A 21,809-nucleotide genomic window follows, 5' to 3' on the forward strand; every position below is an offset into this window, starting at 1 on the left:
TTCACAGTGACCGAGGAACGGATTCTCAACGGCCGCTACGTCGTCGGTGAGCTCATTGGACGCGGCGGGATGGCCGACGTGCACCTGGGCGTCGACCAGGTCTTGGGGCGCAAGGTAGCCATCAAGCTCTTGCGTGCCGAGATGGCGCGCGACCCCATGGTGCAGGCCCGTTTTCGACGCGAGGCCAAGGCGGTGGCCGGGCTGAACCACCCCAACATCGTCTCGGTCTTCGACACCGGCGAGGAGGAACAGGAATTCTCCGGTTCAACCGTCGAACTGCCCTTCATCGTGATGGAGTATGTCCGCGGACGCACCTTGCGCGACCTCATCAAGTCCGGAGAGATGACCAACGACTTGGCCATCAAGTACGTCCTCGGCGTGCTCGAGGCCCTGGCGCACTCGCATTCCATGGGAATCGTGCACCGCGACATCAAGCCGGCCAACATCATGGTCACCGAGCGCGGCAACCTCAAGGTCATGGACTTCGGCATTGCCCGGGCCCTGGCCGATTCGGCCAGCACCATGACCCAGACGCAGACCGTCGTTGGCACCGCACAGTACCTTTCGCCGGAGCAGGCCCGCGGCGAGGCCGTCGATGCCCGCACCGACCTGTATTCCACCGGATGCCTGCTCTACGAACTGTTCACCGGAAGGCCTCCCTTCACGGGGGACTCTCCCGTATCCGTCGCCTACCAGCATGTGGGGGAGTACGCCCCGGCCCCGAGCACGCTGGTTGCGGAGCTTGACCCGATCTTTGATGCTGTGGTGCTCAAGGCGCTGGCCAAGGACCGCGAGGACCGCTACGCCGACGCCACGGCATTCGCGACGGCGCTCTCCAATGCCCGCGGCGGGATCGCCCTGCCCCCGGAGGAGCTCACCGCTCCGCTGCCGCAATCCCGGGCAAACAACGGGGACCTGACCGCGGTCGCCCCGTTTGCGGCGGCGCCCACGGCAGCCATATCCACGTCGACCCCCGACAGCGCCGCATCGGTTCCGGTCAACCAGACCGGATACCTGGAACCTGTCGCCGAGGATTCCCGTTGGGAAACGCCACCGATCTGGGAACAAAACCTGCAACGTGAGCTCAATGAGCACCGCGCGAAATCCAAGCGCAACTGGACCGTGGCGATTTCGACGGTTCTGGTCCTCGCCTTGGTGGTTTCGGGCCTCTTCTTCTACAACTGGATGCGCGCCGAGGCAGAACGCAACGCCCCCGTTGCCGTCCCCGTTCTCCAGGAAATGACCCAAGCCAAGGCAGAGTCGACGCTTCGGGAGCTGCAACTGGTACCGAAGGTCGAAACGGTTTTCGACGACGAGATCAAAACCGGCTTGGTCGTTGAATCCGATCCGGCTGCTCCCAGGGAGGTCCGCAAGGGCACCACGGTGCGGCTCATGGTCTCCAAGGGGCCGGAGGCACGGGTCCTGCCGGAGAGCCTCTCCGGTCAGTCAGAGGCAGGGGCACGTCAGGTCCTGACCGACCTGGGATTCGAGATTGGCACGGTCTCCCGCGCCAACCATCCGTCGGTTCCCACGGACTGGCTGGTGGACACGGAACCAAAGCTTGGCAAGAAGGTCAAGGTCGGCACCAAGATCGATCTGGTTCTGTCGACCGGGATGGTCAGTGTTCCACAGCTGGTCAACCTGATGGTTCCCGAAGCCACGGAGCTTCTCGAGGATCCCGAGGTTGGTCTGGGAATCACCACCGTTGAGGAACCGAATGCCGCGGTTGAACCAGGAACGATCATCAACCAGGATCCCGTGCCCGGTTCCACCACCCCGCAGGGCGGCACCGTCAGGGTCACGGTTGCCGTGAAGCCCGAGGAACCCTCCCCGACGCCGACACCGACTGACACCGCCTCGGAAGGCCCCAGTGCCCCGAAGGAATCCTCCGGCACCCCCACTTCCCCGGCGCCGACAGAAAAGTCGGGGAAGGGCAAGGATCCTGCCCTTCCGCTACCGGTGTTGCCGGTGCCAAGCCCGTAGTCAGGCTGCTGCCACCGCTATGTGGCGGAAACGCCGAGGGGCCCTGAATCTGAGGATTCAGGGCCCCTCGGCGTTGGATCGGGTTATGCCTCGCGGATTAGCGGGCTCAGCGTTGCCGCATGCTCGGCGGCGCCGGCCAGGCCCAGGGATTCGAGCCAGTTGCCAAGCATTTGGTATCCACCTTCCGTGAGAACCGATTCGGGGTGGAACTGCACGCCCCACAGCGGGGCGTCGCGGTGTGCCAGTCCCATGATCACGCCGTTCTCCGTCTCGGCGGTGATCTCCAGGGAATCGGGAATGCTCGAGCGCACCGCCGCCAGCGAGTGGTAGCGGGTGGCGGTGAACGGGCTGGGGATGTGCGCGAAGATCGGGTGCCCGGTGTGGAGAACCGGGGAGGTCTTGCCGTGCATGAGCTCCTGCGCGTGCGTGACGACACCTCCGTAGGCCTCGGCCAGGGCCTGGTGTCCGAGGCAAACCCCGAGCATGGGCTTGGCGTGCACGCCGCACCACTTGATCGTCTCGATGCAGACCCCTGCTTCGGCGGGCGTGCCGGGGCCGGGGGATACCAGGACTCCGTCGCGGGCCTCGGCCAGTTCGATGACCTCGGCCAGGGACAGGTCGTCGTTGCGGATCACGGTGGTTTCGGCTCCCAGCTCTTGCAGGTAACCGACCAGGGTGTAGACGAAACTGTCGTAGTTGTCGATCACCAGGATCTTGGGGGTGCTCACAGCAGCATCAAGCCAATCGTTGATTCGGTCCACGGGCTGTACTGGCTCAGCCACGGGAAGACATAGGTCATGAGCAATAATACGGCGCTCGCTATCAGCAGCGCCGCCAGGATGACGCGGAACCACAACGGCCCGGGGAGTTTGGAGAAGATCCATGCATACATGTGTGGTGTTCCTAGTTTTCCATCGTCCTTGTCACCAGGTCGGCGATTTCCTGCGGCGGACCTGCATCGGCCGGCCGCCACGACTCCAGTTCGGCGTACGCGATGATGCGCATTCGTGTGGTGAAGGGCGGATGGCAACTGGTCATGGTCAGCATGGAGGCCGACGGCTCGGCGCCCGGCTGATGGGGAACTGGCAGCAGCACCTCGCTCTGCGAGGGGTGCACGATCTCGGTGTCGCGCCACTCATAGGTGTAGAAACCCTTGCGCGTCTGCAGGTAGACCTTGTCCCCGTCCTGGAACTTGTCGATGTTCCAAAACACCTGGCCATGAGTCTGCCGGTGGGCCGCAACGGCAAAGTTTCCTGGTTCGCCCGGCTCCTGGGTGTCTGGATAGTGGCCAATGCCCACCGAGTTCAGCACATCCATCCCGACGCCGTTGGTGACCGGGTGGGCGAAGTCCTTTCCGAAACGCGGGATGTAGAAGATCCCGAAGGTTTCCCCATCCGGGATCGTAGTGATCGGGGCCGTGCCGAAATCCTCATCCGCTTCCCCTTGCGCGTTCGAGGCTCCGGGACTGCCCATGTTGAGGTCCTGGACAAATTGGGAAGTCACCTGGGATTGGGTGCGACCGGCATCGATGTTGGTCCACCACAATTCCCAGCCGACGAAGAGCAGCAGGACGATTCCCAGCGTGATAAGGATTTCGCCGATTCCGCCCAAAAGGCGCTGGCCCGGCGTGGCCTTGGCCCTCGTCCGCAATGCGGATCGTGTCATGGGAACTTCCCTCACTGTCACTTGGACCACCCTGATACCCGGCGGCGTCCAGTTTGAGCGGATAGTATTGGATGTAAGCGTGTTGGCGGGAAGAACCTGCCGCCAACACCCACTTACCAGCCTACCGTTCGGACACGTACTCGTTGGATCGTGCCGGCGCCTGAAGACTCGAGGAGCAGCAGTGCCTGAATCCAAGACACGTCGGAAAAACCGCAAGCCACAGGATGGCGGCAACGCCCAGACCTACGACAAGCCGTTGCCCAAGTGGTACAAGCCCGTCATGTTCGGCCTGATGATCTTCGGCCTGGTCTGGATCATGGTCTACTACATTTCCCAGACCCTGCTCCCGATCCCGGACATCGGCGGCTGGAACATCGTCATCGGCTTTGGCGTGGCCATGGTTGGTTTCTTCATGACCACGGGCTGGCGCTAGCTCACGGCCTCCGGGCCGACGATGTAGCCCACCAGCCCGACCCTCAGCAGGATCTTGGTCACGCTGATGGTCTCGCCGCCAAAGAACGCGGTGGGAAAGAGCATGGTGAATCCCTCCGCGACTCCCAGGGCCATGGCCCAGGTGGCCTCAGAAGGGCCAGAGACGACTATCCACGACATGTAGCTAACACCGATTCCTTTCGTGGCCGACTTGTCGCCGTCCGGGTACGGCTCCCTCGTCCGGGGCGCCGGTGCGCTCAAATGCGCACGCCCTGGCCGTCTCCCCGGCCTGCACACGCCGTTCACACCAACGACCAGAAAGGCATGCCAAACCCCATGGTTCGCCCCAGTCTTGCCGGAGGGTCCCCCTCCGTCACCACCCAGTCAAAGCTCTCGCCGAAGCGCCTGTATGGTTTTCTTGCGGCCGCCGAGATGGTCACGTGGGCGCTGCTCATCATCGCCATGGTCATCAAGTACGGTGTGGGACCGGAGATCTTTGTCCGTATCTTCGGCATGGTCCACGGAGTGGTGTTCATTGCCTACGGTCTGGTGACGCTGTTTGTCTGGGCCAATGAGCGTTGGAGTGTTTCCCGCGGGGTGCTGGGCCTGACATCGGCGGTCATTCCCTTCGCCACCCTGCCCTTCGAGCGGGCAATGTTGCGGCGTGGGCTGCTCAGTGATTCCTGGCGCCTGGCCCCGGGCGGGGAGGCCCCCCAGGGGCTCGTCGAGAAGCTGCAGGCAACGGCATTGCGTCGCCCCTGGCTGGCGGCAATTGCAGGCCTGGTACTGGTTGCGGCGATCACCGCTGTGCTTCTGTTCATCGGCCCTCCCGGCGGAGGAAACTAGAACCGCGACGACGTACGATCGCCCCCGGGACGGTCAGAACCCGCTGCCAGATCCCGGCACCGACGGCGCTCCGCTTGCCCGCGGAACCTAGCTGAACCCCGGTCCTGACGTTGAACGGCCTGCTGCCGGAAGCCTCAACGATCCTGGCGCAGCCCCGCGGCCCCTGCCGCGTCGACGACCATCCCCGTCAGCAGGTCCAGTGCCTGGGAGGGCACTTTCCACCGCTGCCAGTAGAGGCGGACCTCGCTCGTCCATCCTTGATTGATGCACACCAGCGAACCGTCCCCCGGGTCTTGGATCTCGGGAATCATGCCCCAGCCCAGCGAAGCCGCCACCGCCGCCACGTAGACCCTTGAGTCGGGCACAAAATGTTCCACTGGTGATTCCGGGACCCGGGCGCCTACTATCCTTCGGCGAAGCTCCCGTTGCAGGTCGTCGCTCCGATCGAAACTCACCATGGGCGCGAGCCCGAATTCGGTCTCCGGGTCGGCACCCGGCAGCCATCGGTCCACGAAACCCGCACCGGCCATGGCCCGGTAGCGCATGGTTCCCAAATACACCGAGGAACACCCCTGGACGGGAGTGCGTTTCGTCGTCACCGCTCCCATGACCTGACCCGATCGAAGCAACTCGGTGGAATGGGACTGGTCGTGGCGCAGGATCTCGCAGTTCATGACGTCCTGGGCGGCCAGCCCATCGAGTACCGGGGCGAACCAGCTGGCCAGGGAATCGGCGTTCACGGCAACGCTGAGATCCGTGCGCCGGGACCCCTGGCCGCCGCTCGCGTCCAATCCAAGCTCCCGCTGCGCTTCCGTGGACAACATCTGGATCTCGCGCGCCAAACGCAGCAGCACCTCCCCGCTGCCCGTGGTCCGAATCGGCCGGGAACGAATGAACAGCACGCTACCTGCCCGTTTTTCCAGGGCCTTGAGTCGTTGGCTGACGGCGGATGCGGTGACGTTCAGTTGCCGCGCCGCCCGTTCCAGGGTTCCGGCATCGATCACGGCCTTGAATGTCTGAAGCTGCTCCGCGGGAAAGTCCATAGTTAGAAATCCTAATGGACCCTAATAATCTTTAGCTCGACACGTCTTAGCTGGTTCACCTAATCTCGGTTGGTGACGTTCCTTCCTTTTGTTTCCGGCCTGGCCACTGGCCTGTCGTTGATTGTTGCCATCGGCGCCCAAAACGCGTTTATCCTGCGCCAGGGCATCCGAAGGGAACATGTTGGCATCACGGTGCTGATTTGCCTGGTCTCCGACGCCGTCCTGATCTTTGCCGGGGTGGCCGGGCTTGGCGCCTTGCTGGCGGTGGCCCCGTGGTTCATTGACGTTGCACGGATCGGTGGCGCCGCGTTCCTGCTCGTCTATGCCTTCTTTGCCGCCCGTCGGGCCTTCAGCCCCCGGGGGATGGAAACCAACACCGCCATGGCACCGACACCGCGACGCTCAGCGGCACTCACGGCGCTGGCCCTGACGTGGCTCAACCCGCACGTCTACCTGGACACCGTGATCCTGCTCGGCTCCATCGCCGCGGCCCAAGGCGACACCGGGCGCTGGGTTTTTGGAGCGGGTGCGGCGCTTGCCAGCATCCTGTGGTTCATCGGCCTGGGATTCGGGGCACGCTACCTGCGCGGGTTCTTTGCCAGTCCCCGATCCTGGCGCATCCTCGATGCCGTCATCGCGTCGCTCATGGCCTTGCTCGCCGCTTCACTGTTGTTGCCGTTATTTGCCTGACAATTCCCCACGTCGGGTCATGGCGCCGCCCGCCAACTGATCATTGCGCCCGAACGGCCTTGCGGTACACCGTCCCCTGGCGGACCAACTCGAAGCCCAGAAGGGAGTAGAGCCCCGCTGCGCGGGTGGGGCTATGTACATCCACCGCCAGGTCCGCCTTGGTGAATCCGGCGGTGAATGCGGACTGGACGGTCGCGGAGAGGGCCCAGGCCGCATAGCCGCGCCCGCGGGCTGCCCGCGCGGTGCCCACACGGGAGATGTAAAGCTCCCCGGGCACCCATTCGGCGGCCAAGACATAGCAGAGCACCCGGGCGGATGCCGGGCCGGTGCCGTCTTCCAGGAGCACCGTGGAGTATTCGCCCCGGAAGGAGCGTGCGCCGGTCATGGCCGCCCATTCCTCGACGCTCTTCGGGGCAGAACCCCAGTGATCGGCGAATGCCTCGTTGTCCAGGAGCCTGACCGGCTCGGAGAGGGCGGGGGAGTAGGCAACCAGCCGCGCGCCCTCGGCTCCGGCCGCAGGGCGTCCCCGAGGCTTGAATTCGCCTGGTTTCATCGACATGTCCTGGAAATAGCGGGCCGCCTCATAGCCCCTGGACAGGGCCATGGCACCCGCGCTGTGCCCGGGCGCGTTTCCCCACATGTCGATGGTGAAGTCGATGCCGGGATGGCGTTCGGCCATCTTTGCCCCCGCCCGGGATTCCAGGGTGTCCATGATTGCCGAACCATGGCCGAGCCGCCGGTATTCGGGGGCGATGCCGCCGCCGATGGAAACTCGCCCGCGGCCGTCGCGCAACTGTTCACCGAGTCGAAGCTGGCCGAAACCGATCATGGTTTCGTTGTCCCAGAGCCCGAGGGTATCTCGCTCGGGATCGACGCCCGGTTCTTCGAGCTCTTCAGCGAGATCCTCGACTTCGTAGAATTCCCCGGTATCGTCAACGACCGCCAGCCGGTTCGTCAGCCCGGCCCACGCGGCTACCTGCTCGGGATGGATCCAATCTCGGCGCATTTGGGGCCTCCGGTGACTACGTGAAGAAGCATGGTTGGTGCGAAGGTGCGGACAGGGTCCAGTTTTGCATTTTCGCCCGATCATTCACAGGGATGCGAGTGTCGGAGGGTGGCAAAACTTAGTAACAAGCTGTGCACGAAAGTTATCCACAGCTGGGGACAAGGCTGTGGGTTTCGCCTCGCAGCACACGGGATTCGTGGCATTCCGCGCTTTTCTCCAGTGTGAATTACATGTGCGTAAGTTATTAACACTGTGGATAAGGCGTGTGGACAACGGGGGTCGCACACCCCTCCGGACGCCCTATTTTCCGCGCGCTCCCGCGGATTAGGTTATATTTTCGAAGAATGCGGTTCGTCCTGTTTTCGAATCGGAGACCAAACACTGCACAGGTTGTGCACTAAGTTATCCACAGGTGTGGATGAAGTTGTGAATACGTGCCAAAAACTGTCCACAATAAAGCCTGACCGGCGTCAGCGCGGGCGCCAAGGCCGGTCAGGCTCGTGTGAATTACATGGTTGTGAGTTATTAACAGTGTGGATAACCCGTGTGGACAACTTTTGCTGCAGCCGCGTCCGTTTTCCTATCCAAGTCGAATGTTGGCTGCCCCATAGAAAGTCAAGGCCACCAGCAGCAAGACCAGCAGTGCAGTCCCCGCCCACTGCATCAGGGCCTGCTGGGGTCCCTTCGGCGCGTAGGCCATGATGGCTGCGGTGGCGGCGCCGACCGCCAGCCCTCCCACGTGGGCTTCCCAGGCGATCCCCGGGAAGATGAAACCAATGGCAAGGTTGATCGCGATGAGGACCAGGATCTGCATGGTCTGCACCCCGCGTGAACGCAGGAGCACGAACATCGCAGCAAAGAGTCCGAACACCGCACCGGAGGCGCCGAGGACCGGAATCCGCGGATCGGCGATCAAGAGCACCGCTACGGAACCACCCAGCCCGGCGACCAGATACAGGGCCAGGAAGCGCAACCGTCCCAACATTGGTTCGAGCACTCGCCCACAGATATACAGGGCGTACATGTTAAAGGCGATGTGTCCGATGAAGGATGTCGAGTGGGCAAAGGTCGAGGTGAGCATGCGCCACGGCTCGGGCTCCAGGTATGGGCTGGTGTAGAGCCCCGCATAGACCACGTAGGTGCTGACGTTTGGCAGCAGCATCTGCAGTCCGAAGACGATCACGTTGATTGCGATCAGCACGTACGTCACCAGGGGCCGGCCGTCCGTCGTTCTGCCGCCAAACACCGTCCGGGTGCTCGGCAACTGCCGGTTGGCCTCGCGCACGCAGTCCACGCATTGGGTCCCGACCGCCGCCGTCACCTGGCATTCGGGGCACGCCGGGCGCGAGCACCGTTGGCAGCTGACGTATGAGATCCGGTCGGGGTGCCTCGGACACACCGGGGCCTTGGCGGACTGGTTCGGGTTGGACAGTCCATAGGACATGGAATCGATGCTCCTGGGTAAGTACGTTCATTGTCCCGTTTCACGGGACGGGGTTCGGGTGCCGCGGTCCAGGGGCTGGAGCCGGGAACGTTGCATGGGCGCACGGCCTGTCCGGCCATGCAAAAGGCCCCATCCACACGTCCCGCCGTCATCTTTCACTTTGCAGGGCGAGGTGAAAAACAAACGTGCGAGGCGGCAGACGGGGCCCTTCACGGTCAACGGCGCGTGAAGCGCGCCGAATTCACGTGACTAGACGGCGGCGATGTCGATGCTGCTGATGACGACGTCTTCCAGTGGCTTGTCGCGGCCGTCGGTCGGAACGACGTTCAGCTGGTCAACGAGCTTGCGCGAAGCCTCGTCGGTGACGTCACCGAAGATGGTGTGCTTGCCCTGCAGCCAAGTGGTCGGGATCGAGGTGATGAAGAACTGGGAACCGTTGGTGCCCTGGCCCATCTGGATGCCGGCGTTGGCCATGGCCAGCTTGTACGGCTCGCGGAAATCAAGCTCGGGGTTGATCTCGTCGTCGAAGCGGTAGCCCGGGCCGCCGGTGCCCTGGCCCAGCGGGTCCCCGCCCTGGATCATGAAGTCGGAGATGATGCGGTGGAAGATCGTGCCGTTGTACAACGGGGTGTTGGTCTTCTCCTCGCCGCTGCGCGGATCGGTCCAGGTCTGTTCACCGGTGGCAAGCCCGACGAAGTTTTTCACGGTCTTGGGGGCGTGGTTGCCGAAAAGGTTCACGACGATGTCGCCCAAGTTGGTGTGGATGGTGGCTGTATGCGTAGGGATTGCAGTCATGAAGTCATTCTTCCATGCGCGCTTGGACCGCCGCTGCGAATGGCTACGCGCTCAGTGAACACGGATAATCGATTGTTTATATGCCGGGCAGGTAATGGCTGTAAGCCGAGCGTAGGTCGTAGGCTAGGACGAAGCTTACGAAACGATCAAAGGGGTTCACTGTGAAGTCAGAACGTATTGCTCGAGACTTTGGTGAAAGTGTTGCCACTGGCGCCGAACAGGCAATGGATTGGGCAGCGCCAAAGGTGGACACGGCCGTGAAGTGGGCCGTTCCGCGCATAGAAAAGGGCATCGAGACCGCATCCCCGAGGATCCAAGAGGGTCTGAACTGGGCTGCCCACGAACTGTCCGAGACCGTCGCCAAGGTCAGCCCGATGATCCAGGAATCCCTTGAGCGGGTGGGCCCCCGCATCTCCGCGGCCATCGACGAAGCGACCCCCCGTGTTCAGAAGGCCGTCGATCGTGCCACCCCGGCCCTGAACGAGGCACTCGGGAAGGCAGCCCCCGCGCTTAGCCACGCGCGCGATGTCGTGCTGAATGAATACCTGCCGACCGCCAACGAAAAGATCGGCCAGGCGGCCGAGTTCACGACCCGCAAGCTCGAACAGGCCAAGTCTTCCGAGGCACTGCACCAGGTCGCCGACAAACTCACCCCGAGTGCTGAAACCGTTCAGCGTCTCCAGGGCACGGCAAGTGCCGCCGCCGAAACCGTCAGCAAGGAGATTGAAAAGGTGCAGAAGCCCGCGAAGAAGAAAAAGGGCTGGCTCGTCGTTGCGGTCATTGCTGCCGCGGGAGCCGCGGCCGTAGCCGCATGGCGCGCGTCAAAGCCCATCGATGACCCGTGGAAGACCCCGGCACCGGTGGAACCGACCACAGTGCGCGCCAGTGGCCCGGTGGAGGTTCCGGCAAGCGTGGAGGAGGTTCGCGACGAGGTGGCCTCGTCCGCGGCCGAGGCCAAGGAGAACACCTCAGTAGCAGCCAAGGAAGCGGTCGCCGACACCAAGGAGAAGCTCTCCGAAACCGCTGAGGAAATCTCGGAGGCAGCCACCACCGCCAAGCACAAGGCCGAGGAGGCCGTCGACACGAGCGAATCCAAGGTCGCCGAGGCCAACGATGCAGACACCGCGCCGAAGCCGGGTCCCCGCACCAAGAAGTAGTGTTGTCAGCCCCTGGCGTCCACACGGAAGCCGCGGGGCAACGGCATCCAGCTGCAGGGCGGCACCTCACCCGTCGCTTGCCCCGGACCACGGGAGAAGCGACGGGTCAGGTGCCGCCCTGTTCCTTTGCCGGAGGTTCCGCGAGAGACGCTGCCTTGGCCTGGGCGCGGCCCTGGCCACGCACCACGAAGAACAGGCCCACCAGGATGACCGCCAGCCCCACGACCGTGCCCGCGGGCAATACCTGGCCGAGGAACAATGCGGCCAGCAGGGCTGCCCCGGGGATCTCGAGCAGGATCAGGGTGGAGACGGTCAACGGCCCCAGCGAGCTCAACAGGTGGTTGAATGCCGAATGGCCAAGGATCTGCGAGCACACGGCCAAGGCCAGGATGCCGATCCAGCCATTGAGGTCGAATCCCCAGATCGGTTCGCCGGCCAGCAGGCACATCAGCAGGAGCAGGACCGAGGTCAGGCCATAGCAGATGGTGGTGTAAGAACTGGTGCTCATGGTGGCGCGGGCCTTGGAGCCGGACAGCGTGTAGGCGGCGGCCAGGACGCCGCCGACAAGGGCCAGCCCGTCACCGATGAGGGCCTCCGTTCCCGAACCGATGTCGAACCCGGTAATGACCAGGACACCGGAGAAGGCCAGTAGCACCCCGAGCCCCACCCGCCAGCCGTATCTGGTTCCCCGCAGGGACTGGAAGAGGGCAATCCAGGCCGCCTGCAGGCATACGAGAGCTGTTGCCGCCGCAACCGTGGTCATCCGGATCGAGGTCATGAAGAACGCGAAGTGCAAGGCCAGCGACACCGCCGCCAGCGCGCTCCAGCCCCATTCCCGGCGGCGGAGCCGGCCGAAGCCACGCGGGTCGGTCACCAGGGCGGGAACGGCCATGACGGCGGTTCCCACCGCGTTGCGCCACAGGGCCATGGAAAGGGCCGGGACCGCGGGAAAGGCGGCAATGAGCGGGCCAGACGCGGCAACACCCAGGACGCCCACCAGGGCCAGAAGAAAAGTCACTTGACCACTCTATGGTTCCGTGTGCGGCGGCACCGAATGCGGGCAGCGAGGCACCGGTTCGGGGCTCCCTTCCCGGGCACGGACCCAGCTTCGGTTTAAGCGCAAAAGGCCCGGAACTTTCGTTCCGGGCCTTTTCCTTCGGTGGAGACTAGGGGGGTCGAACCCCTGACCTGAAGCTTGCAAAGCTACCGCTCTACCAACTGAGCTAAGTCCCCGTATTTTTTTATACACCGCATGCCTGCTAGCAAGTGCGCGATGTTCCTGAATGAATTCAGTTTACCTTATCGGTACCCTGGCTCCAGGTGGCCTTTTCAGCCGAAGATTCCTTGTACTTCCGATAACCAAAAATGCCTGCGGCTACTGCCACCAACACCAGAAATTTCCGCATGGAGATTTCCTTTCACCTATCGGTCGGACGAGGGAATCCGTGGGCGTACCTGGACTTGAACCAGGGACCTCTTCGTTATCAGCGAAGCGCTCTAACCGCCTGAGCTATACGCCCTCTTTGTTCCCGCTGGGAACGAGATAAAACAATACCCGAGAAACCGCCCAAGAAACAAATCGGCCCTCCAAGCCCCCCTTGCAAAGGGCTTCGAGGGCCGATTTTGGCGTGTTTTCGCGAATTAATCGTCGGTCAGGGTCACACCAATGCCGCCGACAAGGGTCGACGAGAGGTTGTAAAGCACCGCTGAAAGCATGGACAGCGCAGTGAGTAATACCACATTAACCACGGCGATGATGGTGGCGAACGAGGCAACCTGGCCCAGCGAAGCGATCTCCATCAAGTCGAACCCGGTTTCGGAGCCGATGATCTCGCGCAACAGCCCGTTGATGGACTCGAATATTCCGGTCAGGTCAAGCACCGACCACAGGACAACGCTGGCAACGACAGTGACGATGCCCAGGGCCACCGAAAGGAGGAATGCCATCTTCAGCACCGACCAGGGGTCGACCTTGGAGATGAGCAGGCGTGCCTTGCGGACCTTTGCCTTGGGCGCCGGGCGCACCAGCTGCTGCGGGCGCCCCTGGGCCGCCCCGGCGGGGCGCGGGGCCCCGGGGCGGGGGGTGCCGGCCGGGCGCTGCGCGGCCGCGGGCCGGGGTGCGGATCCTGGCCGCGGCGCTCCGGCGGGGCGCTGGGCGCCTACGGGTGCCTGTCGTGGCGGTGCGGGACGGGTACCACCAGTGCCGCCCGCCGGGCGGGGCGTATTCGGGGTGCTCACGCGTTACCTCCGTCGTTGGTGGCCTCGTCGTCGTGTCCAAGGATTTCCTCGGTTCCCGCAGGGTTTTCATCACCCGGCAGGGCCTCGGAGGCCGTTTCTTGTGTCTTTTCCGCGTTCAACGGTACTGCATCTTCCTCGGGGTTCTCTCCGAGACCGCGCTCGGTGTTCTTCGCCACGGCGATGATGCGGTCCTTCTTGTCCGGCTTGGCGAAGATGACGCCCATGGTGTCGCGGCCCTTGGCGGGAACCTGCGAAACGTCGGAGCGGACGACCTTTCCGCCCTCCATGACCACCAGAACCTCGTCCTCATCGTGCACAATCAGTGCACCGACAAGGTCCCCGCGGTCCTCCGCGAGCTTCGCTACCTTGATCCCGATACCGCCGCGGGACTGCACGCGGTATTCGCCCACCGAGGTGCGCTTGGCATAGCCGCCCTCTGTGACCACAAACACATAGGAATCCTCTGTCACCACGTCGGCGGCCAGCAGTTCGTCCGCCTCGCGGAACTTCATGCCGGTCACGCCGCTTGTGGCTCGTCCCATGGGGCGCAGCGCCTCGTCGGTGGCGGTGAAGCGCACCGACTGGCCCTTGCGGGAAACCAGCATCAGGTCGTCGGTCTCGGAAATCAGCTGCGCGGAGACGAGCTCGTCGCCCTCGCGCAGGTTGATGGCGATGACCCCGGCGGTGCGGTTGGTGTCGTAGTCGGCCAGGCGGGTCTTCTTGACCAGGCCGTTGCGGGTGGCGAGCACCAGGTACGGGGCCTGCTCGTAGTTGCGCAGGTCAAGGACCTGGGCGATGTGCTCGTCGGGCTGGAAGGCCATCACGTTGGCCACGTGCTGGCCCTTGGCGTCGCGTCCTGCCTCGGCCAGTTCGTAGCACTTGGTGCGGTAGACGCGGCCGTGGTTGGTGAAGAAGAGCAGCCAGTCGTGCGTGGTGGTGACGAAGAAGTGCTCCACCACGTCGTCGCCGCGCAGCTGTGCGCCCTTGATGCCCTTGCCGCCGCGGTGCTGCGAGCGGTAGTTGTCGCTGCGGGTGCGCTTGACGTAGCCGCCGCGGGTGATGGTGACGACCATTTCCTCCTCGGGGATCAGGTCCTCGACGCTCATGTCGCCGTCGTAGCCCATCAGGACCTTGGTGCGCCGGTCATCGCCGTGCTTCTCGACGATCTCGGCGAGCTCCTCGGAGATGATGGTGCGCTGGCGCTGCGGATCGGCGATGATGACCTTGAATTCGGTGATCATGCCCTCGAGCTCGGCGTGGCGGTCCTGGATCTTCTGGCGTTCCAGGGCGGCCAGGCGGCGCAGCTGCATGTCCAGGATGGCCCTGGCCTGCAGATCGTCGATGTCGAGCATTTCCATCAGCCCGTCGCGTGCCGCCTCGGTGGTGGAGGAACGGCGGATCAACGCGATGACCTCGTCCAGTGCGTCGAGGGCCTTGAGCAGGCCGCGCAGGATGTGCGCCTCCTCCTCGGCCTTGCGCAGGCGGAACTGGGTGCGCCGGATGATGACTTCCATCTGGTGCGTGACCCAGTGGCGGATGAACGCGTCCAGCGAGAGGGTGCGCGGCACCCCGTCGACGATCGCGAGCATGTTCGCGGAGAAGTTGGACTGCAGCTCGGTGTGCTTGTAGAGGTTGTTCAGCACGACCTTGGCCACGGCGTCGCGCTTGAGCACGATGACCAGGCGCTGGCCGGTGCGGCCACTGGTCTCGTCGCGCAGGTCGGCAATGCCGGAGATCTTGCCGTCCTTGACCAGCTCGGCGATCTTCACCGCCAGGTTGTCCGGGTTGGCCTGGTAGGGCAGCTCGGTGACGACCAGGCAGGTGCGTCCCTGCAGTTCCTCGACGGAAACCACGGCGCGCATGGTGATCGAGCCGCGGCCGGTGCGGTAGGCATCGGCGATGCCCTTGGTGCCCAGGATCATGGCGCCGGTGGGGAAGTCAGGGCCCTTGACGTGGCGCATCAGCTCTTCGAGCAGTTCCTCGCGGTTGGCCTCGGGGTGCTGCAGGTACCACTGCACGCCCGCGGCGACCTCGCGCATGTTGTGCGGCGGGATGTTGGTGGCCATGCCCACGGCGATGCCGGAGGAGCCGTTGACCAAAAGGTTCGGGAAACGCGCCGGCAGGATGGTGGGTTCCTGGTTCTTGCCGTCGTAGTTGTCCTGGAAGTCAACGGTGTCCTCGTTGATGTCCCGGACCATCTCCATGGCCAGCTGGGCCATCTTGGTTTCGGTGTAACGCGGGGCGGCGGCGCCGTCGTTGCCCGGGGAGCCGAAGTTGCCCTGGCCCAGGGCCAGCGGGTAGCGCATGGTCCAGTCCTGGATCAGGCGGACCAGGGCGTCGTAGATCGCGGTGTCGCCGTGCGGGTGGTACTGGCCCATGACCTCGCCGACCACGCGGGCGCACTTGTTGTAGGAGCGCTCGGGGCGGTAGCCGCCGTCGTACATCGCGTAGATCACGCGGCGGTGCACGGGCTTCAGGCCGTCGCGCACATCCGGCAGCGCGCGGCCCACGATGACGGCCATGGCGTAGTCAAGGTAGGAGCGCTGCATCTCGGTCTGCAGGTCGATCTGGTCGATCTTGTCGACGCCGAGGTTAACCGCCACGGCGTCGTCGATCACTGCGCCCTCGACGATCTCGTCGCTGCCGGGTGCGTTGTCCTGCGGGTTTTCGGGAGTCTGATCGCTCATCGATTTCTTCCTCTAGTCAAAAGTCTGTGTCTAAAACGCGGGGGAGTGCGGGAAATCGAGGACTAGATGTCCAGGAAGCGCACGTCCTTGGCGTTCTGCTGGATGAAGTTTCGACGCGATTCGACGTCCTCGCCCATCAGTACGGAGAAGATCTGGTCCGCTGCCGCGGCGTCGTCCATGGTGATCTGGCGCAGCGTGCGGTGCTCGGGGTCCATGGTGGTGTCCCAGAGTTCCGAGTAGTCCATCTCGCCCAGGCCCTTGTAGCGCTGGATGCCGTTGTCCTTGGGCAGGCGCTTGTTCTTCGCGGCCCCGGCGACCAGCGATTCGTCGCGTTCCTTGTCCGAGTACACGTATTCGTGCGCGGCGTTTGACCACTTGATGCGGTACAGCGGCGGCTGCGCCAGGTAGACGTAGCCGTTCTCGATCAGCGGGCGCATGAAGCGGAAGAGCAGGGTCAGCAGCAGCGTGGTGATGTGCTGGCCGTCGACGTCTGCATCGGCCATCAGCACGATCTTGTGGTACCGCAGCTTGGCCATGTCGAATTCCTCGCCAATGCCCGTGCCGAAGGCCGTGATCATGGCCTGGACCTCGGCATTGCCCAGCGCGCGGTCAAGCCTGGCGCGCTCCACGTTCAGGATCTTGCCGCGCAGCGGCAGGATGGCCTGGGTGTGCGGGTTGCGCCCGCGCTTGGCCGAGCCGCCTGCGGAGTCGCCCTCCACGATGAAGACCTCGCACTCGGCGGGGTTCTTCGAGGAGCAGTCCGAGAGCTTGCCCGGCATGCCGAAGGATTCCAGCGGGGACTTGCGGCGGGCGTTGTCGCGGGCCTTGCGTGCCGCCATGCGCGCCTGCGAGGCGAGCTGGGCCTTGCGGATGATGTCCCGGGCGGTGTTCGGGTTGCGCTCGAGCCAGTCGCCGAGTTCCTCGTTGACCACGCCCTGGACGAAGCCCTTGGCCATCGAGTTGCCCAGCTTGGTCTTGGTCTGGCCCTCGAACTGCGGCTCGGAGAGCTTGACGGAGATGACCGCGGTCAATCCCTCGCGGATGTCGTCGCCCGTGAGGTTCTCGTCCTTTTCGCGCAGGATCGTCTTTTCGCGCGCATAGCGGTTGATCAGCGAGGTCATGGCGGCGCGGAAGCCCTCTTCGTGGGTGCCGCCCTCGTGGGTGTTGATGGTGTTGGCGTAGGTGTGCACCGACTCGGAGTACGAGTTGGTCCACTGCATGGCGACCTCGACGCTGATGCCCTTGGTGGTGTCCTCGGACTCGAAGGCGATGACGTCCTCGTGGACCAGCTCGACCTTCTTGGAGGAGTTCAGGTGCTTGACGTAGTCGAGCAGCCCGTCCTTGTAGAGGTAGTCCACCACGCGGTGCTTCGGGGCGGCGTCGTTGGCCTCGTCTTCCTCGGTGGCGATCTCGTCGGCGTCGATCTCGAGGGTGCGCTCGTCGGTGAGGGTGATGCGCAGTCCCTTGTTCAGGAACGCCATCTGCTGGAAGCGGGCTCGCAGGGTCTCGAAGTCGAACTCGACGGTCTCGAAGATCGAGGCATCCGCGTAGAACGTCTGCGTGGTGCCGGTCGCGTCGGTGTCTTCGCCCTTGACGAGCGTGCCCTGCGGCTTGCCGCCGTCGGCGAAGGACATGTGCCAGGAACTGCCCTGGCGGCAGATCTCGGTCTCCACGCGCGAGGACAGGGCGTTGACCACGGAGATGCCCACGCCGTGCAGGCCGCCGGAGACAGCGTAGCCGCCGCCGCCGAACTTGCCGCCGGCGTGCAGGATGGTCATGACGACCTCTACCGTGGGCTTGCCCTCGGTGGGGTGGATGTCGACCGGGATGCCGCGGCCGTTGTCCTCGACGCGCACGCCGCCGTCGGCCTGCAGGTTGATCTTGATGTGGTCGCAGTGCCCGGCCAGGGCCTCGTCGACGGAGTTGTCGACAACCTCGTAGACCAGGTGGTGCAGGCCGCGCGGCCCGGTGGAACCGATGTACATGCCGGGGCGCTTGCGCACCGCTTCGAGGCCTTCAAGAACCGTGATGTCCTGGGCGCCGTAGGTGTGCTCCACTCGGCCGCTGACCTGCTCTTCTGCAGGTTTTGCGGCGGGTGTTTCAGCTGCCTCTACGGAATCGATTGGTTCCTGGGGTGTGGTGTTATCGGTAGACACAGGTGCTACAGACTCCTCAAACAGTGGAAGGCCGAACACCGAAGGTGCCCGATCATGAACCAGCGTCTTGTCGCACGGACAAAACGCCTGTTCCAATTCTACCGCGCCGGTCCAAATTATCCCGCCATTGACGGGCGGCTATATACCGCCACTGGCCGCCAAGCAGGGTTGGGAGCGATTGGTCCGGCCTCGCGTGGGGGGCTATGTGGCTCGGGCCGTCCCGGTGCGCCAGTCGGCCAGCTACGCGTTTTGGCTCTGCTACCCGTAGGTGTCGCGCGGACCGCGGCCCTTGACCGATCGGCCGCCGTGGCGCCAGGAGGGCGCGGCGGGCCCGAGGACCCGGATCACGGTGATCACTCCCGCGCCCAGTTCCTTGTCGAAATGCTTCAGCAGTTCGTGGGAGAGCAGCCGCATTTGCGTGGCCCAGGTCGTGGAGTCGCAGCGCACCACCACGGTGGAATCCTCGAAGGACTCGGGGGTGCAATGCGCGGCAATCTGCGGACCCACCAGCTCGCTCCAGCGCGAGAGCACCGAGCCGACGGCCACCGGGGCGCTCCAGCCCCGGTCGCGCACGATCTTGCCGAAGAGGTTGCCGATTTCCTGGGGGTCCCGTCCGTCGGTGTATTTCGCCGGCGCGGAACTCGCCCGCCGCCGCGCCTTACGCGCCGCGGCGTTCTCCTCGAACTTGGCGGCCTTGGCGGCGTCGATTCGGGCTTCGCCCCGGCTCAGGGCCGACTCGCGCATGCGGTTGAGGATCGCGCGGGCTGCGTCCAGCGCCTCGGGGGCGTGTGGATCCTTCTCCTCGCTCACGAGTGCACCACTCCCGGGCTGACCTTCAGGAACGTGCCGCCGAGCTCCTCGGGCACGTCCCCGGCGACCGCGGCGGTGACAATCACCTGGTCGGCGCCGGCCACGATGGAGGCCAGGCGCGTGCGCCGCGTGGCGTCGAGTTCGGCAAACACGTCGTCCAGGATCAGGATCGGTCCGGCGCCGGGCCGCGGATCGTCCTCGCCCATGACCTTGTAGGCGGCTAGCCGCAGCGCCAGGGCCAGGGACCAGGTTTCGCCGTGGCTGGCGTAGCCCTTCGCCGGGGCACCGCCCAGCGTCAGCAGGACGTCGTCGCGGTGCGGACCAACCAGTGTGATGCCTCGTTCAAGTTCCTTGGTACGCGTTTTCAACAGGGCCGCGAGGAACATTTCCTCGAGTTCCTCCGTGCTGGCCTCCAGCAGCGCGGCCGGGGCCACCCGCGCGCTGTCGTCTTCCCCCGCAGTCGCCCCTGCGGGTGATTCCTCGCCGTCGAAATCGTCCAGGACCGTGGCCTGGTAATAGGCGCGGGCTTCCTTGTTGGCGTCGGCAAGCGACGCGTAGGCGGCACCCATGTAGGGGGAGAGCATGCGCAGCACCTCCAGGCGCCCGCGCAGTACCCGGGCACCAGCACGTGCGAGATGGGTGTCCCAGACGTCGAGCGTGGATTCGTGTGCGGTGGAGGGCTTGCCTCCCGCCCGGGCCGACTTCAGCAGGGCGTTGCGCTGTTTCAACACCCGATCGTAGTCCCCGCGCGTCGCGGCCTCGCCGGGGCGCAGGGTCACCAGCAGCTCGTCAAGGAAACGGCGGCGGTTGGAAGGATCGCCCTTGACGAGGGCCAGGTCCTCCGGTGCGAAGAGCACTGTGCGCACGATCCCGAGGATGTCGCGGGCCCGCACCGGGTTGGCGCGGTTGATCCGGGCGCGATTTGCCTTGCCGGCGGTGATTTCCACCTCGAGGGTGGTGACCAGATTGGCCCGCTGGACGCGTGCACGGACCAATGCCCGGTCGGTGCCAAATCGCAGCAGCGGTGCATCATTGGTGACCCGGTGGGAGGAAAGCGTTGCCAGATAGCCAATGGCCTCGACAATGTTGGTCTTGCCGACGCCGTTGGAACCTACCAGGACGTTGGTGCCAGGCCCCAGCTCGACATCGGCTTGCGCATATGAGCGGAAGTCGGTGAGAGAGACATGTGAGATATACACCTATACGTCCTGCGGTGGGATCAAGGGGCGGGGTGCCAAAGATCTGGTGATGAAGCCTTGGCTGGAACCGCCAAGAAAAGTTGTGTTCGACCGCTCCGTTTGGAGCGGACGTGGAGCGGTCGAACACGAGATTGCGACGGGTGGAAAAACCAGGTTTTCCCCCGCGGGCAACCTAATTGGGCAAGTTTGGTAGGCGCACCGGCATGACCAGGTAGCGGTATTGGTCGCTGTCCTGTCCGTCCAGGGAGGATTGCGCCGTCATCATGGCGGGCTTCGGTGCACTGGTGAAGGAGAAACGCACGAATTCGCTGTCGAATGCGTTCAGTCCCTCGCTCAGGTATGCGGGGTTGAATGCGACGGTGATTTCCTCGCCGTCGATCTGCGCCTCGATGGATTCCTCGGCCTGGGCATCCTCACCGGTGCCGGCATCGAGGGAGAGCTGGCCGCCGGAGAAGGAAAGCCTGACCGGGGTGTTGCGTTCGGCAACAACCGCCACGCGGCGGACGGCCTCCATGAGATCGGAGGTGCGCACGGTGGCATGAATCGGCGTGTTTTCCGGGAAGAGTGAGCGGATCTTCGGGTAGTCACCGTCCACGAGCAACGAGGTTGTCCTGCGGTTTCCGCTTTCGAAACCGATGAGTTCGTTGCCTTCGCCCAGGGCAATCTTCAGTTCGCCTGCGGATCCCAGGGTCTTGGCAACCTCGTTCAGGGTCTTCGCCTTGACCAGCGCAGATGTGGAAATGCCTGCTTGTGAGGGCTTCCAGTGGACTTCACGCATGGCCAGTCGGTAACGGTCAGTGGCCAGGAAGGTGATCAGGTCGTCTTCGATCTCCATCTTGACACCCGTGAGAATCGGCAAGGTGTCGTCCTTGGACGCGGCAACGATCACCTGGTTGATTGCATGGGCAAAAGCCTCGCCATCGACGACACCTGTGACCTCGGGAAGCGATGGAAGTTCCGGATATTCCGCCACCGGCATGGTGGCCAGGTGGAAGCGGCTTCGACCGCACGTCAGGGTGACCTTGGTGCCGTCGGTTTCAATGACCGCGGTGGCGTTTGGAAGACTTCGGCAGATTTCCGCCAGCAACTTGCCAGAGACCAAAATGGTTCCCTCGGCGGCGACATCTGCAGCGATTTCGAGGTGGGCAGAGATCTCGTAGTCGAACCCGGCCAAGGAAACGGTACCGCTGGTTGCGGTGATGAGGATGCCTGAGAGCACCGGGGAGGGCGGCCGTTGGGAAAGTGAACGGGCGGTCCAGGACACGGCTTCGGCCAATACATCCTTTTCAACGCTGAACTTCACGAAGTGGTCCGCCTTTCACGACGAAGTCGACAGTACATGACTTAAAGCAAGCTTAGCGGCTCGGAAAAAATCCAAACGCAGAACCGATTCGGGAAACGGTATGAGTTGGCACGCTCGCTTTGTGAACCGACTGCATCTGATGGCAGAACTACGGCACAGCCTTCGAGCATACCGGCTTTTACAAGTCCGTGATGATGATCGGGCTTCTGGCTTGGAGTGAAACGTGGCTTTGGGGCTCGAAACCAGAATCCCATGCGCGCCGTGGATCAACGAGGCAGCGATTGCATCCGGGTATTCGGGAAGCGCCACTTTAGAAACCAGACCAAATCAACAGAAGCCAGGGAAATCACATGTC

21 protein-coding genes, 2 tRNA genes and 1 riboswitch are annotated in these 21,809 nt (G+C 64.0%); of the genes, 5 read left to right on the forward strand and 18 right to left on the reverse strand.

Annotation, left to right across the window (positions count from 1 at the left end; all coding sequences use genetic code 11):
- The first annotated feature begins 6 nt into the window (after positions 1 to 6).
- The gene (gene pknB / locus KRR55_RS18850) at positions 7 to 1,983 is read left to right on the forward strand and encodes a Stk1 family PASTA domain-containing Ser/Thr kinase (protein ID WP_217390859.1); all 1,977 of its coding nucleotides are present in this window, start codon (positions 7 to 9) and stop codon (positions 1,981 to 1,983) included.
- A gap of 83 nt (positions 1,984 to 2,066) precedes the next feature.
- Here pknB and KRR55_RS18855 read toward each other — a convergent pair whose 3' ends face one another.
- From KRR55_RS18855 to KRR55_RS18865, 3 genes are read right to left on the reverse strand one after another with little or no spacing between them, the layout of a single operon-like run.
- Positions 2,067 to 2,711: an anthranilate synthase component II gene (locus KRR55_RS18855; RefSeq protein ID WP_217390860.1), complete on the reverse strand. Its 645-nt coding sequence runs from the start codon at positions 2,709 to 2,711 to the stop codon at positions 2,067 to 2,069.
- Positions 2,708 to 2,875 carry a hypothetical protein gene (locus KRR55_RS18860; RefSeq protein ID WP_217390861.1) on the reverse strand — a complete coding sequence of 56 codons (168 nt, stop codon included), beginning with the start codon at positions 2,873 to 2,875 and terminating at the stop codon, positions 2,708 to 2,710. The genes KRR55_RS18855 and KRR55_RS18860 overlap by 4 nt, the downstream gene beginning before the upstream one ends.
- 11 nt (positions 2,876 to 2,886) lie before the next feature.
- Positions 2,887 to 3,648: a class E sortase gene (locus KRR55_RS18865; protein WP_217390862.1), complete on the reverse strand. Its 762-nt coding sequence runs from the start codon at positions 3,646 to 3,648 to the stop codon at positions 2,887 to 2,889.
- Between the two features lie 181 nt (positions 3,649 to 3,829).
- On the opposite strand from KRR55_RS18865, the gene KRR55_RS18870 reads away from it, so the two are divergent.
- On the forward strand, positions 3,830 to 4,081 hold the full coding sequence (locus KRR55_RS18870) for a cell division protein CrgA (RefSeq protein ID WP_217390863.1): 252 nt from the start codon (positions 3,830 to 3,832) through the stop codon (positions 4,079 to 4,081).
- On the opposite strand, the gene KRR55_RS18875 is transcribed toward KRR55_RS18870, so the two are convergent.
- A complete protein-coding gene (locus KRR55_RS18875) occupies positions 4,078 to 4,260 on the reverse strand; it encodes a hypothetical protein (RefSeq protein ID WP_217390864.1) in 183 nt (60 codons plus the stop codon). The two genes, KRR55_RS18870 and KRR55_RS18875, sit on opposite strands and share 4 nt — an antisense overlap.
- Before the next feature lie 19 nt (positions 4,261 to 4,279).
- Positions 4,280 to 4,342: riboswitch (guanidine-III (ykkC-III) riboswitch) on the reverse strand.
- A gap of 74 nt (positions 4,343 to 4,416) precedes the next feature.
- Between KRR55_RS18875 and KRR55_RS18880 the strand changes: the two genes are divergently transcribed.
- Entirely contained in the window at positions 4,417 to 4,926 is a 510-nt protein-coding gene (locus tag KRR55_RS18880) for a DUF3817 domain-containing protein (RefSeq protein WP_217390865.1), read from the forward strand.
- 134 nt (positions 4,927 to 5,060) lie between these two features.
- Here KRR55_RS18880 and KRR55_RS18885 read toward each other — a convergent pair whose 3' ends face one another.
- Positions 5,061 to 5,969, reverse strand: coding sequence for a LysR family transcriptional regulator ArgP (locus KRR55_RS18885; RefSeq protein ID WP_217390866.1), 909 nt, complete (start codon positions 5,967 to 5,969; stop codon positions 5,061 to 5,063).
- Between the two features lie 72 nt (positions 5,970 to 6,041).
- On the opposite strand from KRR55_RS18885, the gene KRR55_RS18890 reads away from it, so the two are divergent.
- On the forward strand, positions 6,042 to 6,659 hold the full coding sequence (locus KRR55_RS18890; protein WP_217390867.1) for a LysE/ArgO family amino acid transporter: 618 nt from the start codon (positions 6,042 to 6,044) through the stop codon (positions 6,657 to 6,659).
- A gap of 40 nt (positions 6,660 to 6,699) precedes the next feature.
- Here KRR55_RS18890 and KRR55_RS18895 read toward each other — a convergent pair whose 3' ends face one another.
- The 3 genes from KRR55_RS18895 to KRR55_RS18905 form a co-directional block, all read right to left on the reverse strand.
- The gene (locus tag KRR55_RS18895; protein ID WP_217390868.1) at positions 6,700 to 7,665 is read right to left on the reverse strand and encodes a GNAT family N-acetyltransferase; all 966 of its coding nucleotides are present in this window, start codon (positions 7,663 to 7,665) and stop codon (positions 6,700 to 6,702) included.
- A 580-nt stretch (positions 7,666 to 8,245) separates the two neighbouring features.
- Positions 8,246 to 9,109, reverse strand: coding sequence for a rhomboid family intramembrane serine protease (locus KRR55_RS18900; RefSeq protein WP_217390869.1), 864 nt, complete (start codon positions 9,107 to 9,109; stop codon positions 8,246 to 8,248).
- 249 nt (positions 9,110 to 9,358) lie between these two features.
- On the reverse strand, positions 9,359 to 9,904 hold the full coding sequence (locus tag KRR55_RS18905) for a peptidylprolyl isomerase (protein ID WP_217390870.1): 546 nt from the start codon (positions 9,902 to 9,904) through the stop codon (positions 9,359 to 9,361).
- A 257-nt stretch (positions 9,905 to 10,161) separates the two neighbouring features.
- Here KRR55_RS18905 and KRR55_RS18910 point away from each other — a divergent pair, with 257 nt between their 5' ends.
- Positions 10,162 to 11,061 (forward strand): hypothetical protein, encoded by a 900-nt coding sequence (locus tag KRR55_RS18910; RefSeq protein ID WP_217390871.1) that lies wholly within the window; start codon positions 10,162 to 10,164, stop codon positions 11,059 to 11,061.
- Positions 11,062 to 11,167: 106 nt separating this feature from the next.
- On the opposite strand, the gene KRR55_RS18915 is transcribed toward KRR55_RS18910, so the two are convergent.
- The 10 genes from KRR55_RS18915 to dnaN form a co-directional block, all read right to left on the reverse strand.
- On the reverse strand, positions 11,168 to 12,079 hold the full coding sequence (locus tag KRR55_RS18915; protein ID WP_217390872.1) for a DMT family transporter: 912 nt from the start codon (positions 12,077 to 12,079) through the stop codon (positions 11,168 to 11,170).
- A gap of 142 nt (positions 12,080 to 12,221) precedes the next feature.
- Positions 12,222 to 12,294, reverse strand: a tRNA-Ala gene (locus KRR55_RS18920).
- 56 nt (positions 12,295 to 12,350) lie between these two features.
- On the reverse strand, positions 12,351 to 12,467 hold the full coding sequence (locus KRR55_RS18925; protein ID WP_217390873.1) for a DLW-39 family protein: 117 nt from the start codon (positions 12,465 to 12,467) through the stop codon (positions 12,351 to 12,353).
- Between the two features lie 40 nt (positions 12,468 to 12,507).
- A tRNA-Ile gene (locus KRR55_RS18930) sits at positions 12,508 to 12,581 on the reverse strand.
- A 121-nt stretch (positions 12,582 to 12,702) separates the two neighbouring features.
- Complete coding sequence (locus KRR55_RS18935) at positions 12,703 to 13,299, reverse strand: DUF3566 domain-containing protein (RefSeq protein WP_217390874.1); 597 nt, start codon at positions 13,297 to 13,299, stop codon at positions 12,703 to 12,705.
- Positions 13,296 to 15,986, reverse strand: a complete 2,691-nt coding sequence (gene gyrA, locus KRR55_RS18940; RefSeq protein WP_217390875.1) for a DNA gyrase subunit A — start codon at positions 15,984 to 15,986, stop codon at positions 13,296 to 13,298. Before gyrA ends, KRR55_RS18935 begins: the two co-directional genes overlap by 4 nt.
- A gap of 62 nt (positions 15,987 to 16,048) precedes the next feature.
- Entirely contained in the window at positions 16,049 to 18,142 is a 2,094-nt protein-coding gene (gyrB, locus tag KRR55_RS18945) for a DNA topoisomerase (ATP-hydrolyzing) subunit B (RefSeq protein ID WP_336245169.1), read from the reverse strand.
- A gap of 258 nt (positions 18,143 to 18,400) precedes the next feature.
- On the reverse strand, positions 18,401 to 18,952 hold the full coding sequence (locus KRR55_RS18950) for a DciA family protein (RefSeq protein WP_217390876.1): 552 nt from the start codon (positions 18,950 to 18,952) through the stop codon (positions 18,401 to 18,403).
- The gene (recF, locus tag KRR55_RS18955) at positions 18,949 to 20,151 is read right to left on the reverse strand and encodes a DNA replication/repair protein RecF (RefSeq protein WP_217390877.1); all 1,203 of its coding nucleotides are present in this window, start codon (positions 20,149 to 20,151) and stop codon (positions 18,949 to 18,951) included. The genes KRR55_RS18950 and recF overlap by 4 nt, the downstream gene beginning before the upstream one ends.
- 172 nt (positions 20,152 to 20,323) lie before the next feature.
- On the reverse strand, positions 20,324 to 21,454 hold the full coding sequence (dnaN, locus tag KRR55_RS18960) for a DNA polymerase III subunit beta (RefSeq protein ID WP_217390878.1): 1,131 nt from the start codon (positions 21,452 to 21,454) through the stop codon (positions 20,324 to 20,326).
- Positions 21,455 to 21,809: the final 355 nt, after the last annotated feature.

It is taken from the genome of Paeniglutamicibacter quisquiliarum (assembly GCF_019084045.1).
Taxonomy (GTDB): Bacteria; Actinomycetota; Actinomycetes; order Actinomycetales; family Micrococcaceae; genus Paeniglutamicibacter; species Paeniglutamicibacter quisquiliarum.

Bases quoted from the DNA above. Each gene is read 5' to 3' on its own strand.
- KRR55_RS18860 (WP_217390861.1), bottom strand. From the start codon at position 2,875: ATGTATGCATGGATCTTCTCCAAACTCCCCGGGCCGTTGTGGTTCCGC.
- KRR55_RS18865 (WP_217390862.1), bottom strand. From the start codon at position 3,648: ATGACACGATCCGCATTGCGGACGAGGGCCAAGGCCACGCCGGGCCAG.
- KRR55_RS18875 (WP_217390864.1), bottom strand. From the start codon at position 4,260: ATGTCGTGGATAGTCGTCTCTGGCCCTTCTGAGGCCACCTGGGCCATG.
- KRR55_RS18880 (WP_217390865.1), top strand. From the start codon at position 4,417: ATGGTTCGCCCCAGTCTTGCCGGAGGGTCCCCCTCCGTCACCACCCAG.
- KRR55_RS18885 (WP_217390866.1), bottom strand. From the start codon at position 5,969: ATGGACTTTCCCGCGGAGCAGCTTCAGACATTCAAGGCCGTGATCGAT.
- KRR55_RS18895 (WP_217390868.1), bottom strand. From the start codon at position 7,665: ATGCGCCGAGATTGGATCCATCCCGAGCAGGTAGCCGCGTGGGCCGGG.
- KRR55_RS18900 (WP_217390869.1), bottom strand. From the start codon at position 9,109: ATGTCCTATGGACTGTCCAACCCGAACCAGTCCGCCAAGGCCCCGGTG.
- KRR55_RS18905 (WP_217390870.1), bottom strand. From the start codon at position 9,904: ATGACTGCAATCCCTACGCATACAGCCACCATCCACACCAACTTGGGC.
- KRR55_RS18925 (WP_217390873.1), bottom strand. From the start codon at position 12,467: ATGCGGAAATTTCTGGTGTTGGTGGCAGTAGCCGCAGGCATTTTTGGT.
- gyrA (WP_217390875.1), bottom strand. From the start codon at position 15,986: ATGAGCGATCAGACTCCCGAAAACCCGCAGGACAACGCACCCGGCAGC.